12 protein-coding genes are annotated in these 13,602 nt (G+C 45.7%); 2 read left to right on the plus strand and 10 right to left on the minus strand.

From position 1 onward, the window contains the following. Positions 1-47: 47 nt before the first annotated feature. Together BACHE_RS02660 and BACHE_RS02665 are read right to left on the minus strand one after the other, a co-directional pair. Positions 48-2,390: a glycoside hydrolase family 3 N-terminal domain-containing protein gene (locus BACHE_RS02660; RefSeq protein ID WP_013546163.1), complete on the minus strand. Its 2,343-nt coding sequence runs from the start codon at positions 2,388-2,390 to the stop codon at positions 48-50. Between the two features lie 61 nt (positions 2,391-2,451). Further along, positions 2,452-3,645, minus strand: coding sequence for an esterase (locus BACHE_RS02665; protein ID WP_013546164.1), 1,194 nt, complete (start codon positions 3,643-3,645; stop codon positions 2,452-2,454). A gap of 140 nt (positions 3,646-3,785) precedes the next feature. On the opposite strand from BACHE_RS02665, the gene BACHE_RS02670 reads away from it, so the two are divergent. Next, entirely contained in the window at positions 3,786-4,184 is a 399-nt protein-coding gene (locus tag BACHE_RS02670; RefSeq protein ID WP_013546165.1) for a hypothetical protein, read from the plus strand. Positions 4,185-4,209: 25 nt separating this feature from the next. Here BACHE_RS02670 and BACHE_RS02675 read toward each other — a convergent pair whose 3' ends face one another. Then, the gene (locus BACHE_RS02675; RefSeq protein WP_013546166.1) at positions 4,210-4,914 is read right to left on the minus strand and encodes a YgjP family zinc-dependent metalloprotease; all 705 of its coding nucleotides are present in this window, start codon (positions 4,912-4,914) and stop codon (positions 4,210-4,212) included. Positions 4,915-5,180: 266 nt separating this feature from the next. Between BACHE_RS02675 and BACHE_RS02680 the strand changes: the two genes are divergently transcribed. Next, positions 5,181-6,044, plus strand: a complete 864-nt coding sequence (locus BACHE_RS02680) for a head GIN domain-containing protein (protein WP_013546167.1) — start codon at positions 5,181-5,183, stop codon at positions 6,042-6,044. 317 nt (positions 6,045-6,361) lie between these two features. Here the strand turns inward: BACHE_RS02680 and BACHE_RS02685 are convergent, their stop codons facing one another. The 7 genes from BACHE_RS02685 to BACHE_RS02715 form a co-directional block, all read right to left on the minus strand. Continuing rightward, the gene (locus tag BACHE_RS02685; RefSeq protein WP_013546168.1) at positions 6,362-6,844 is read right to left on the minus strand and encodes a hypothetical protein; all 483 of its coding nucleotides are present in this window, start codon (positions 6,842-6,844) and stop codon (positions 6,362-6,364) included. After that, complete coding sequence (locus tag BACHE_RS02690) at positions 6,834-7,343, minus strand: RNA polymerase sigma factor (RefSeq protein WP_013546169.1); 510 nt, start codon at positions 7,341-7,343, stop codon at positions 6,834-6,836. Before BACHE_RS02690 ends, BACHE_RS02685 begins: the two co-directional genes overlap by 11 nt. A 60-nt stretch (positions 7,344-7,403) precedes the next feature. Then, positions 7,404-8,177 (minus strand): acetylglutamate kinase, encoded by a 774-nt coding sequence (argB, locus tag BACHE_RS02695; protein ID WP_013546170.1) that lies wholly within the window; start codon positions 8,175-8,177, stop codon positions 7,404-7,406. 4 nt (positions 8,178-8,181) lie between these two features. After that, complete coding sequence (gene speA, locus BACHE_RS02700; RefSeq protein WP_013546171.1) at positions 8,182-10,074, minus strand: biosynthetic arginine decarboxylase; 1,893 nt, start codon at positions 10,072-10,074, stop codon at positions 8,182-8,184. Between the two features lie 143 nt (positions 10,075-10,217). Next, entirely contained in the window at positions 10,218-10,745 is a 528-nt protein-coding gene (locus tag BACHE_RS02705; protein ID WP_013546172.1) for a shikimate kinase, read from the minus strand. Positions 10,746-10,847: 102 nt separating this feature from the next. After that, positions 10,848-11,450 carry a nitroreductase family protein gene (locus BACHE_RS02710; RefSeq protein ID WP_013546173.1) on the minus strand — a complete coding sequence of 201 codons (603 nt, stop codon included), beginning with the start codon at positions 11,448-11,450 and terminating at the stop codon, positions 10,848-10,850. Positions 11,451-11,608: 158 nt separating this feature from the next. Next, entirely contained in the window at positions 11,609-13,591 is a 1,983-nt protein-coding gene (locus tag BACHE_RS02715) for a RagB/SusD family nutrient uptake outer membrane protein (protein ID WP_013546174.1), read from the minus strand. Positions 13,592-13,602 lie beyond the last annotated feature (11 nt).

Genomic DNA, 13,602 nt, shown 5'->3' on the forward strand with positions numbered 1-13,602 from the left:
CAGCTTGGTTTCATGCTGTCGGCCCTCTTTCTATGGTCTAAAATGTATCATTGCTTATTCGGAGTCTCCCACTTCTTAGTATCCGTACAAACCACATTCATCACCTGGCTGCCCGCCTGGATACGGAAATCACCTTTCTCCAGAATCCATTTGCCGTCATAACCGACAAAAGCAAGGTCGGAGGCTTTCAGTTTCAAAGTAACGGTTTTGGACTCACCGGGATTCAGTTCCACCTTCTCGAAGGCACGCAGACGGCGGTTGTCGGGAGTAAGCGAAGCTATGAGGTCGCTACTGAACAGCAGAACGCTTTCCTTGCCGATACAGTTACCGGTATTCTTCACGTCCACCGTAAAGATCAGTTCATCGTTGGCACTGAAGTTGGGCTTGTTCACCTTGAGGTTGCTGTACGCAAAAGTGGTATAGCTCAAACCGTAGCCGAACGCCCATTGCACTGAAACCTGAGCGTCATAGTTATAAGCACCTTCCATCTGCTTGCCTATATGCTCGCATGGCTTGTAGTCGTAAGTAATCAGTGAGTTGATTTCCTTAGGATAAGTGAAAGGCAGCTTTCCGCTGAAGTTGGCGTCGCCGGCTATGAGATTTGCCAAGGCATCACCGCCATAATTACCCGGAAGCATAACGTCAACAACGGCTTTTGCCAACGGCTCTATATCGCTGATGATGCGGGGGCGGCCTTCACTCAGGATCAGGATGACAGGTTTGCCGGTCTTCGCAAGCGCCTTCACCAGATCAAGCTGGTTCTCTGAAAGGAAAAGGTTGGTTAAGTTACCCGGAGTTTCGCAATAGGAGTTCTCGCCGATACAAGCCACGATGTAGTCGGCTTTGGCGGCGGCAGCTACGGCTTTCTCTATTTGGGGAGTGTTTTCTTCCCACCAATTGCCCTTGTCATTATAGGTCACACCGGCTTCATAAATCACATGATCCGCACCGAATTTGTTCGTGAAAGCTTCGAGAATGGTATTATAGGGTTCGGCACATGCTTCGGCGTTGCTGCCTTGCCAGGTGTAGGACCATCCGCCGTTGAGGCAGCGCATGGAGTTGGCATTCGGGCCTGTCAGCAATATTTTCTTGCCTTTTGCCAATGGCAAAACGGCATCCGTATTCTTCAGCAGCACCAAGGATTCTTCGGCTGCCTGAAGTGCGGCGGCAGCATGTTGCTTGCCGCCGAACAATGGAAAGTCTTTCAGGTCGTAATAAGGCTTTTCAAACAGATTGAGGCGGTACTTCAATCTTAATACGCGGCGCACGGCATCATCTATACGGCTCATAGGGACTTCTCCCTCCTGCACCAGCTCCTTGAGGAGTGGACAGAATCTCCAGTCGTACGGATCCATAGACATGTCGATGCCGGCATTGATGGCAAGCTTGATGGCCTCTTTCTTATCTTTCGCAATGTGGTCGCGCTTCCAAAGGTTGTCAATGTCCGCCCAGTCGGTCACAATCATGCCGTCCCACTCAAGGTCTTCCTTCAGCCATTTGGTGAGCAGTTCGTAATTGGCGTGAAAAGGCAGTCCGTTGTTCATGGCAGAGTTCACCATGACTGAGAGAGCGCCGTTTCTCACCATTTCAAGATAAGGGGCGAAATGCTTCTCGCGCATATCCTGCACCGTAATGGAAGACGGGGTGCGGTCTTTGCCTGAGACGGGTGCACCGTATCCCATGAAGTGCTTCATGCAGGCTGCCACATTGCGGGTTCCGATATGGTTGGGGTCATTGCCCTGAAAGCCTATGACAGCCTCGCGCCCCATTTCGGCATTGAGATAGCAGTCTTCACCGTAATTCTCCCACTGGCGGGGCCAGCGCGGATCACGACCGAGGTCGGTTACAGGAGCATACGTCCAGGGAATGCTTCCCGCCTTTGTCTCATAGGCTGAGATTTCGGCTCCGCGACGGGTCAGTTCCCGGTTGAACGCAGCGCCCATGTTGATGCCTTGAGGGAAGAAAGTACCTCCAAGCGTATAGGTAGTGCCGTGTATCTGGTCCACGCCATAGACGCAAGGAATCCCTATCTCCTTGATGGATTTCTCCTGAATACGTTTAATAATCTCCTGCCACTTGGCGGGAGTTTGCGCTATACCGTTGGGAACGTTGAGGATAGAGCCTACTTTGTACTTGCCGATGACGGAATCGAGCATCGCTTCGCTCAGCCGGAATCCATTGGAAGGATTTGCCTTCCGATCTTGCAGGAGGTCTATGGTAAGCTCGCACATTTGTCCCACCTTCTCGTCGAGGGTCATTTTCTTGAGCAGTTTCTCGATCTGCTGCTCCATCTTTGCATCCTGAGGAATGGCAGGGGTAACTTTGGTTTGTGCCGCAGTGGTCAACACCAGCCCGGACAGGGCTAAAGACAAGATTAACTTTTTATTCATGGTTTTTGTTTTGGTTTTTATATCTTGCAAAGATACCGACATCCCGCAAGAAATAATGATATTATTTAAACAATAACGGTGCAAATTCTGTCAGATAGATACGCCAGTTTTTCCAGATATGGCCTTCACCTGTTTCGTAATAGGTGTATTTATATCCTTTCTTATCAAGCAATTTACGATAATCCTCATTGGCCTTATAGAGAAAGTCCGCCTTGCCGATGCCGATCCAGTAAAGAGCAGGCTTCTTGGCGAACTGCGCCTTCAGCTTGCCCTCCATATTGCCATAAACAGGCGATTTCACATCTTTATCCGGCATGATGGCGGCAGAAAAGAGTCCCACGTAATTGAACATATCCGGATATTGCTTGGAGATGTGCATAGAATGGAATCCACCCATAGACAGCCCGGCAATGGCACGTCCCCGCTTACTTTTAACAGTGCGGTAGGTCTTGTCGATGAAGTTCACCACATCCGGAAATGCTGTCTCAAAAGAGCCTTCCATCGTCTTGGGCTGGTTCATGGAAGGAGCGATAAGTCCCAGAGAAGACTCCCCCGGAGCAGCTTCCTGCGCCGCATTGCCATTGGTCATCACTACAATCATCGGTTCCGCCTTGCCCTGTGCAATCAGATTGTCCAGAATCTGAGCAGCCCGTCCCAAAGCAATCCAGGCTTCTTCATCGCCTCCCATGCCGTGAAGCAGGTAAAACACCGGATAGCGTTTGCTGCCAACTTCATAACCGGCAGGTGTATAGACAGTCAGACGGCGCTCCATGCCCAATGAAGAACTGTTGTACCACACACGCGAAACGGTTCCGTGAGGAACTTTGTTGACCTTGTACAAATCGGCACGTTCTCCGCCGATAATGAAAACATTAGTCATGCTGGCCACATCACGAATCATGTGGACATTGCCCGGATCTGTGATCTTCAGCCCATCCACAATGAAAGAATAACTGTAAAGTTCAGGAGCAAGAGGTTCAGGGGTCGTATATTCCCACACGCCGTCTTTGCCTTCTGTCAGTTCGGCACTGCCCGGCCCGTCAAACTCTCCGAAGGGAGTCTTGATTTTCTGTGTCGGCAGAAAATCACCAGTTACCTGTACTTTCACCGCCTTCGGTGCTTTCAGACGGAAAGAAACCGTGTTGTTGTCGTGAACTTCCGGGGAAACCACAGACGCACCTTCCCAAAGAGCTTGTTGCGCGAAAGTCATCGCACACGCAAACAGCCCCATCAGCAAAAAAAAGAATCTTTTCATTTTTTCAGATTTATCAAGATATTTGTATAATATTCCACAAATATAAATGTTTTTTGTAACAACCTGTCATAAACTCCACAAGTTTTGCCCGATACACATTTATTCACTACATTTGTGGCGTTCTTAAAAACGACACTCTTATGGCACACCGGCTGAACACCAACAAACAGTTTATGATAGGTAACGGCATCCTTGCCTTTGCCGTGATTTTCGTAGTAGTAATCTTTGTCTATATGAGTATGAGGCTACAACAGAAAAAAGAAGAAGGCAGAAGTTTCAGCGAAGTATATACCATCACTCTTTCCAAAGGATTTACAGGTGACTCCACCTCTATCTTTATCAACGACAGTCTGTTCATCAATCAAAGGATCGCAGAAGAGCCTTTCACCATTGAAGTGAAACGCTTTGCCGAACAAAGCGCATTGATGATTGTGGACAATGCTACGGACAAACTCTCTCTCTTCGAATTGAGCGAAAAGGGTGGAAAATACAGATTTGAGAAAGATGGAGAAGAAGTGAAGCAATTGGCACAAGAATGAAAACAAACTGCAAATTAAAGAAGCATCACAAATCAGTGCGGTATTGTTTCAATTCCTTTCTTAACATCTGCGCCTTCCCATCCGTCAGGATGTCAAGCAGCTCCCAAAAGTGTACCCCATGATTCATCTCACGTGTGTGAGAAAGTTCATGTAACAGTACATAGTCAATCAGATGCTCGGGCAATAAGACCAGATAATAAGAAAGATTAATGTTGCCACGGGCCGAACAACTCCCCCAACGTCCGCTACTGGAATTAATCTTCACACTCTTATAAGGAAGGCTGTGCCGCATGGAAAGCATATAAAGCCGGGGCGGAAGAATAATCTTGGCATTTCGGCGCAAGGCTTCCTCTATCGCCTTACGAAGCCAGACTTGCAGCGCCTTATCTGAGAAATCGGCATTCGGAGGACAGACAATCTGCATTTTGCCAAGCTCCGAACGGGACAGAAAGCGTTCCCGCTGCCCGCTGATCAAAGTCAATTTAAAGAATTCCGCATCAATCCGGTAATTCAGATCGATCAATGGACGGGCTTGCCTCTGTTTGGCCGCTATCAGACGCGGCCGTAATTGTTCCACCGCATTTTCCAGTTCTTTCAATGTAGTGCCGGGAGGTATGGTAACATGCACTCCGTCCTCTTTTGTACGAAAAGTCAAGCGTCTTGCACGAATATTGACACGGACGTGCAAGCATCCGAGCTCTTTATCTTCCAAAATACGTTCTGCTACCATCTGTATTTTTCTAAATGAATGGACAAATGAACAAATAATCGGTCGGAAAAACAAGCAATTGTTTATCAAAAGCGAACAACCTGTCCGATAACGGACATCCATACGGATACATTTCGTCCATACTATCAATGACTTATGTTTTTGGCACAAGAATTGAGCATTAAGTCTCGATGGAACTTTCTGCAAAAAAAACATTTCGACATGCAACCTTTTCAGATAAAGTTACGTCTAATAAACAAATAGATAATCATAAAAAAGAAACGAATATGAAAAGTTTAACTACATTCATCGCAATCACTTTCCTGATGCTCAGCACAACGGCTTGTTCACAACAGCACACGTACCATTCCGGCAATTTCTTTGGAAACAAGACGGTTAAAGCAAGCAAGAACTACGTGACAAAAGACATCAAAGTGGAAAACTTCACCAAATTAAACGTAGCCGGCAGTCCTGACGTCACCTATACACAGAAATCCGGAAAGCCCAAAGTAGAAGTATATACTTCGGACAACATCGTAGATTTATTGGACATACGCGTCAAAGACAATACGCTTTACGTCGGCTTCAAGAAAAATGTGAGCGTATCTTATGACAAACTGAAAATCCGCATTTCCACAGAAAAATTAAACGGCATCTCCGTCGCAGGATCAGGAAATGTGGAACTGGCCAACGGGCTGAAAACAGATGACCTGAAAATATCCGTTGCAGGCTCAGGAGACATCAACGGGAGCAATATTTCTTGTACAGACCTCAATATCTCCATCGCAGGTTCGGGTGATATCAACAGCAGCAATATCAATTGTGACAACCTCAAAGTATCTGTTGCCGGATCAGGAGACATGAAACTGAGCAATGTGACAGCTACTTCGGCCAACGCTTCCATTGCCGGATCGGGTACGGCCACTCTGAGTGGCAACACACAAGAGGCTGAATATAGCGTGGCAGGTTCTGGTGATCTGTTTGCCTCCGACTTCATAGCTAAAAAAGCTTTTGCCAGTGTAGCAGGTTCAGGCGACATCAAATGCCACGCTACCGATTTTCTGAAAGTACGTACCAGTGGAAGTGGAAGTGTGGGTTACAAAGGTAATCCGGAACTGGATTACCCGAAAAAAGGATTATACAAGCTTTGATTTGTATCAAATAGTTTTAAGATTAATAAGCTTCTAAACAAAATTCTCTCTAAACAGTTACCTATATAAAAGACAATTCTAACACAAGACAGAAGGCTTCCGTGAGGAAGTCTTCTGTCATTTCCGCCCCCTCAACCGGATATTAAAATAAAAAGGACGCTGCATCACGCGGCGTCCCATTTATTTTAGTTAGTTTTTATAAGATTTTGAGAGAATTGAAACTTCACAGCCTCGCTTCGATTGTTTTAATAAAGCACACTAACTATATTATGTTTAAAGCAAATGAAAATGTTATTTTAAAAAGCAAATGAAAATTTCTATTCTTTAATTTCTTTCTCTTTATCCACACGATGCAAACTGTCTATCAATTGTTTCTCATGTGCCACAGCCATATCGCCCGAAAGGGCAACCGAGGGTGCGGTAATCTGTTTACCGATAGTATCGGCCGCAGCCACTTCCCGCACATCCGAGAAGAACGAGTGCTGCATCACACTACCCAACGAAAGAACCACCGCCACTACTGCAGCAGCTTTGAACAATGGCATGAAGCGCGCTGTCAATGTTATATGTTTTGCCTTGACAATCGGAACTTCTATTTCCGAAAGCACCCGTGCGTCAAAATCCGCCCCCAAGTGTTCTCCTTGCTGAAGCTGCTGATATACAAACAAATCCTTATAAAGAAGTAAATGCCCAGGGACATTGCTTCCATTAAAGAAAGTACGCAGTCTGTCCTCTTCCTCAAGGGAGGTTTCACACCGCCAATAGCGTTCTAAGAGTTGTTCTATATATTTAGAGTCCATAACCTTCTATATCTATAAACTGTTGTTTTATTTTTTGCCGTGCCCTGAAGAGATTCACTTTTACTTGTTCATCTGTCAAGTTCAGGACTACCGCTATTTCTTTATAACTCTTACCTTCGACATCCCTCAACTGCATTATCAACCTCTGCTTTTCGGGAAGTTCATTCATCAACCGGTGAATCAGCGTTATGCGTTCCTTAATCACCAGCTTCTCGTAAGGGCTCGATGCATCGGAGGCTTGCTCCATTTCCGGAGTCAGTTCCACGGTCTGAGCGTCTTTCTTTTCACTTCGGTCTATCGCCAGATTCTTTGCCACTGTCAGACAATAAGCCTCGATAGAACCGAACTGCATCCACTCATCACGCTTGTTCCAAACTCTTATCAGTGTTTCCTGAACAACATCCTCCGCCTCTGCCCTGTCAAACGTTATTCTCAGGGCTAACCGAAAGAGCTTGTCCTTCAGTGGGAGAATGTCATTACGAAAGCTGATTTCTTGCATCTCTATAAAATTGACGGTTAAGTATTCGAAAAGTTACAGGCTACCACTGTTTTTTTTGAATTATTTTTTTATCCGGGTTCCTTCGCCACTATTTATAGCCGAGGCCAAAGTGATCACAACTTCAGATACACCTGCATCAATCGCCCCAAACGAGTTCTCCAGCTTTGGAATCATCCCCCCCTGAATCACTCCATCAGCAATATATTGCTTGAATTCTTCAAGTGTGATTTGTGGAATCACACTGTCGTCATCGTTCTCATCGCGAAGCACACCTTTCTTTTCAAAGCAATACACCAGTGTAACATCAAACAGTCCGGCCAATGCCTTGGCCGTTTCTCCGGCAATGGTATCGGCATTCGTATTCAGCATGTGCCCGTTACCATCATGAGTCAGTGGAGCCATGACAGGAACAATACCTTTATGGATAAGCTCACCCAAAGCTGCTCCATTTGCTCGTTTTACATCGCCGACAAAACCGTAATCCACTTCTTTCACTGGACGTTTCACGGAACGTATCACATCCATATCAGCACCGGTAAGGCCCAAAGCATTGACACCACGCGCCTGAAGACCGGCAACAATGTTCTTGTTTACCAATCCGCCATACACCATGGTCACCACCTTCAAAGTTTCGACATCGGTGACACGACGTCCATTTACCATTTTACTTTCAATGCCCAGCAAAGCAGCAATTTTCGTAGCCGACCTCCCACCTCCGTGTACCAGAACTTTGTAACCGCTGATAGCTGCAAAGTCATCCAACAACTTAAAAAGGGTGGATTCTTCTTCCACAATCTTACCACCCACTTTAATTATAGTCAGTTTTTCTCTCATCATCTTACTCCAAATAAGTATATCCGTACAATCCCGAACGGTAGTTGGAGAGGAACTCTTTTCCTTCTTCCAAAGAGATGCGCCCTTCCTTGACAGACAGAGTCACCCACGTCTCAAGTGTACGCACCAATTTCTTCGGATTATATTGTACATAGTCAAGCACTTCTGCCACGGTTTCACCATCAATCAACTGATCAATGGTATAACCTTTGGAATTGACGGATACATGTACTGCATTCGTATCACCGAACAAATTGTGCATATCGCCCAATATCTCCTGATAAGCTCCTACAAGGAAGACGGCCAAATAATAATGCTCCTTATCTCGCAATGAATGAACCGGTAAAGTCGAGGTGTCGGTACGTGCGCTGACAAAGTTCGCAATCTTTCCATCCGAATCGCAAGTCATATCCTGCAAGGTAGCTTCACGATCGGGCTTCTCGTCCAGTCGTTGGATGGGCATGATGGGAAACATCTGGTCAATGGCCCAAGAATCGGGCAAAGACTGAAAAAGTGAGAAGTTACAGAAATATTTGTCGGCAAGCAACTTGCTTAGTTTGCGAAAGTCTTCCGGACAATGCTTCATGTTACCGGCTATGGTATTGACCTCACGACAGATACTCCAATATAGTTTCTCTATCTGTGCGCGGGTATTCAAATCAACAATGCCGTGGCTGAAAAGGTCGAGGGCTTCTTCACGTATCTGCTGTGCATCGTGCCAAGGTTCCAACAAACTGCGTTGACTCAGATTATCCCAAATAGCATAGAGCTCCTTTACCAACTCATGCGCTTCTTCACCCGGCTCCCAAGCATCGTCCATTTGAGGCAGAGAAGCCGTCTCCAGTACTTCAAAGACAAGTACGGAGTGGTGGGCAGTCAAACTACGCCCGGTTTCAGTGATGATATTAGGATGTGAAAAGCCGTGCTTGTCGGCAGCGTCAACAAAAGTGGACACAACATCATTGACATACTCCTGTATGGAATAATTTACCGAGCTTTCACTATTAGACGAGCGAGTACCATCATAATCAACACCCATGCCTCCACCTGTATCCACAAACTCGATGTTGAATCCCAGATTGTGTAACTGCACAAAAAATTGTGAAGCCTCACGCAATGCGTTCTTAATGCGCCGTATCTTTGTTATTTGGCTGCCGATGTGAAAATGGATCAACTTCAGACAGTCTTTCATTTCTTTTTTCTCCAGAAAGTCGAGCGCTTCAAGCAGTTCACTGGATGTCAGTCCAAACTTACTGGCATCTCCCCCACTTTCTTCCCACTTGCCGCTTCCACTTGAAGCAAGTTTTATACGAATGCCAATATTGGGCCTTACCTTGAGTTGCTTCGCCATTTTGGCGATAAGGTTCAGTTCATTCAGTTTTTCCACCACCAGGAAGATACGTTTACCCATCTTCTGTGCCAGCAAAGCCAATTCAATGAAACTTTCATCCTTATATCCATTGCAGACCACCAGTGAATCCGGATCGGTATTTACACCGATCACAGCATGCAATTCCGGTTTAGAACCGGCTTCCAACCCCAGATTGAACTTCTTTCCATGATTAATCATCTCCTCTACAACAGGACGCATCTGATTCACCTTTATGGGGTAGATAATGAAGTTTTCCCCCTTGTACCCATATTCTTCAGCAGCTTGCTTGAAGCAACAGGACACTTTTTCAATCCGGTTGTCCAGAATATCTGGAAAACGAACCAACATAGGAGCTGCCACATCACGCAACTGAAGCTCGTCCACCAGTTCTTTTAAATCGACGGCAACTCCGTCTTTACGCGGAGTTACCACAACATGACCTTTGTCATTGATACCAAAGTACGAAGTGCCCCAACCTGTTAGGTTGTACAACTCTTCTGAATCTTCAATACGCCATTTTCTCATCAGTACATCAATTGATTTACTTTTTTACTATTTATTATTCACAATTTTTCACAACTGTATATGTCAACAAAGAAAGGGACAAAAATACATATAAATCTCACACTTTTTGTCATCTTTGGCAAAAAATGCACATTCACAAGGAATTAAAGTTTCAAAAGGTTACGAAGTTGTTGCACGGATTCGGTGATCTGCTGGTGGCTTTCCAAATGACTTCCGTCAAAATGATAGCGTGCCTGTTCGTAGAAAGGGGCACGCTTGGCAAGCGTTTCCACAATAAAAGCATGCAGTTCCTCGTCCGTCTTGCCTTGAAGAACGGGACGTTGCTGTGTGGCTATCCGGAGACGCCGGAACAAGACATCGGGGTGCACATCCAAGAAGACCGTATATCCATATTCGTTCATGCGCTTCATGTTATCAAAGAAACAGGGTGTACCTCCACCTGTGGAAATCACCACATTTTCAAACTCAGCCACTTCATGAAGCATATTCCGTTCCAGTTCACGAAAAGAGTCCTCTCCCCGTTCCATGAACAGCTCACGGATAGATTTATGAAAACGTTCTTCAATGTACCAGTCCAAATCAATGAACGGTATGTTCAATTCACGGGCAAAAGCCTTTCCCAATGTTGTTTTTCCGGCTCCCATATAACCGGTCAAGAAAATACGTATCATAGCAGTTACAAGTTACAAGCTACGAGTTAGCCGATGACTTGCAACCCGCGCCCTTAAGATACGGGCAAAGGTAAGCAATTCTAAACTGAGAGAGCTTTACAATCAGCGGAAAATTTTGATACGTTTACTCAAATCTTCAAAATCTTTCTCTCCGGGTTCGGCCACTGGCATCCCGAAAGGCATTTCGGCAATCAATTCCCATTCTTCAGGAAGGCTCCAGACACGGCGTACTTCATCGTCAATCAACGGATTGTAATGTTGAAGGGAAGCTCCCAATCCAAGATCTTCGAGCATTGTCCAAATGGCAAACTGATGCATGGCGGAGGTGTGTTGTGACCAAGTCGGGAAATTATCTTTATAAGAAGGGAAAGCATCTTGCAGTTTCTTCACGACAGAAGTGTCCTCAAAATACAATACCGTGCCGTGTCCGCAAGCAAAGCAACTGTCAATCTTGGCTTCGGTCTTGACAAAAGCCTCGGCAGAGATGCGTGGCTTCAAGGTTGCCTTTACTATATCCCATAGTTTCCTATGCTCATCTCCCAGCAGTAATACAATCCTCGTGGACTGCGAATTAAAGGCTGACGGGACGTTCTTTACTGCTTCACGTACAACGTGCACTATTTCTTCATCCAATACAGGAGAATCACTGCCGATAGAATAATAAGTACGGCGATGAGCCAAGGCTTCTTCAAATGTTCTTTTCATGATTTTCTGGTTTACTATTATTCAAAATTGAAACAATTGGAAAAAGAAGTTGTTCAGTACCAGAGAAGATAAAAGTAAGATGGCAGGCCCGATCATTTTTCCACGATAAGCCTGCCATCTTGATGTTCCGTACTAAACTTTATACTATTTTTCTACCATCACTCCACGCTCGAAGCTCCGACAGAGGCTTCATAGCCCCATCCCGGATTCTGGTAAATCACAGAAGTCTTGAAGTCTCCGGAATTAGTCGCCGTCTGACGGAATGCAGCCACGCCAATCGGCTCCAGATAATGAGCCGGAGTGAACAAGAATCCACCCTGCGTATAAATAGTGTTATTGGTAAGCACCTTTTCAAAAGGAAGAATATAATTGCTCGATTCTTGGGCAGACATTGTTTTGCCTACCTCGGCCTTCTTCATCAGTTCAGCATCCTCAGAGTAAACAGTACCCCAGAAACGCATACCTTCTGCTCTGTAGGGAGTCGTTTTCAACTGATCCAGCGATCTCCAGCGCTTCAAATCATCCCAACGGAAGGCTTCGGCACAAAGTTCATTACGACGTTCGCGACGGATATTATAAAGCGTCGCATCAATCAGCTGATTGTGAGAATAAGCGGCGAAATCACCTTTAGCCTCCTCTGTCATAATGGTAGCGTTAATAGTCTTCATGTAATCGGGATCTACTTTTGCACGATTGCGCAAAGCTCTCCAATACTTGTCTGCTGAGGCATCAATGCTATGGTTCTTCTCGTAAGATGCTTCCATATAGATGAGCATAGCTTCGGTTCCACGGAACACAATGCCACCTGATGTACCGGCGTCATGGTCATTCGCCATGTGCGAAGAGTAGTGCTTCCCTTTCTTGATGATAAAGCCTGTGGTTGCCAAGCTTCCGGCATCACCGAAGATGAAGTCAATCTTACAAAGATCGGGCGTGCCGTCATTAGCATAATAGTTCACATCACCCGGCTTCTTGGTGAAAATAACGATACGAGAATCACGGTTCTGCAAAGTAGCATTTACCCCCTGTTTCTCCCAATCAGAATTATAGCCAGAACCGGCTGCATAATAGGGCAGTCCGTTACGCATCAAGAAAGAGTTGACCATGCCGCGTGTCCAGCCCGATCCGCCTCCGTTACGCTCAAGTTCCATCTGAAGATTATTTGTGACATGAAGCGTTTCATCAAACTTCTTCCACATCAGAATTTCCTTATATTTATCCATATCCTCATCACAGAACATGGTATAATAAGGATTGATAGAAGCCAAGGAAGCGCTCATACCTTCGGGGGCATCTGTATTCTCCGTCAGATTTGCCACCATTTGGTCACCCACATATTTTGATGCCGCAATAGCCTCATCCAAGAAAAAACCGATTTCCGCATCGGCGTTATAACCTTGGGCATCAGAACCCGGCCAGCCAGCTCCTCCCGGAACAAAAGCCGTACCCTTGTGATACTTCTCCCATGTAGCTTCATAGAGAGCCACACGAGCGTGGAGCAGGTAGGCCACATTCTTGGTAATGCGGTTTTTCTTGCCCGAAGGCTCGTTCAACAACAGAGCTTCCGCCTTCTTTAAGTCCTCAATGATGAAGCGGGCCACTTTGTTTCTGGGTTGACGCACACTGGCCGCCATAAGTGCTTCCTTTTCATCCGAAAGAGCCGTGGTCACAATGGGTAGATCACCGTATTTAGTGAATAAAGAGAAATAACAATAAGCACGGTTCACGTACATCTCGCCGATATAGTGCTTTATATTATCCGGATTACCACTAATCGTTCCAGCCTCATATTTAGGTAGCACTTGATCAAAGAAATAATTGCACGAACGTACATTTCCCCACTTCCAGTCTCCTTGGTCAGACGCCACTTTCTTTTCTCCCGGAATCCAATAGGCAACATTACCGCCTGTCACTTGATTGTCCGTATTGTTATCTTGTCCGAATAGATTGATACCGTAAGCGCTTGTCACTGTATTGAATTGATAATTCTTGATGGCATAAGCAGCCAGATCGGCCTCGGCAGTGAAATAAGTTTCAGGGATTACCTTATCCAATGGCTCTCTATCCAGAAAGTCATTGCAACTTGTCAACCCACCCATCAGAAAGGAGCCGACTGCACAAAGTTGAATATATTTTTTCATAATTCATCAAT

Source organism: Bacteroides helcogenes P 36-108 (assembly GCF_000186225.1).
Classification (GTDB): Bacteria; Bacteroidota; Bacteroidia; order Bacteroidales; family Bacteroidaceae; genus Bacteroides; species Bacteroides helcogenes.

Bases quoted from the DNA above. Each gene is read 5' to 3' on its own strand.
- BACHE_RS02665 (WP_013546164.1), bottom strand. From the start codon at position 3,645: ATGAAAAGATTCTTTTTTTTGCTGATGGGGCTGTTTGCGTGTGCGATG.
- BACHE_RS02675 (WP_013546166.1), bottom strand. From the start codon at position 4,914: ATGGTAGCAGAACGTATTTTGGAAGATAAAGAGCTCGGATGCTTGCAC.
- BACHE_RS02670 (WP_013546165.1), top strand. From the start codon at position 3,786: ATGGCACACCGGCTGAACACCAACAAACAGTTTATGATAGGTAACGGC.
- speA (WP_013546171.1), bottom strand. From the start codon at position 10,074: ATGAGAAAATGGCGTATTGAAGATTCAGAAGAGTTGTACAACCTAACA.
- BACHE_RS02685 (WP_013546168.1), bottom strand. From the start codon at position 6,844: ATGGACTCTAAATATATAGAACAACTCTTAGAACGCTATTGGCGGTGT.
- BACHE_RS02705 (WP_013546172.1), bottom strand. From the start codon at position 10,745: ATGATACGTATTTTCTTGACCGGTTATATGGGAGCCGGAAAAACAACA.
- argB (WP_013546170.1), bottom strand. From the start codon at position 8,177: ATGAGAGAAAAACTGACTATAATTAAAGTGGGTGGTAAGATTGTGGAA.
- BACHE_RS02660 (WP_013546163.1), bottom strand. From the start codon at position 2,390: ATGAATAAAAAGTTAATCTTGTCTTTAGCCCTGTCCGGGCTGGTGTTG.
- BACHE_RS02715 (WP_013546174.1), bottom strand. From the start codon at position 13,591: ATGAAAAAATATATTCAACTTTGTGCAGTCGGCTCCTTTCTGATGGGT.
- BACHE_RS02710 (WP_013546173.1), bottom strand. From the start codon at position 11,450: ATGAAAAGAACATTTGAAGAAGCCTTGGCTCATCGCCGTACTTATTAT.
- BACHE_RS02680 (WP_013546167.1), top strand. From the start codon at position 5,181: ATGAAAAGTTTAACTACATTCATCGCAATCACTTTCCTGATGCTCAGC.
- BACHE_RS02690 (WP_013546169.1), bottom strand. From the start codon at position 7,343: ATGCAAGAAATCAGCTTTCGTAATGACATTCTCCCACTGAAGGACAAG.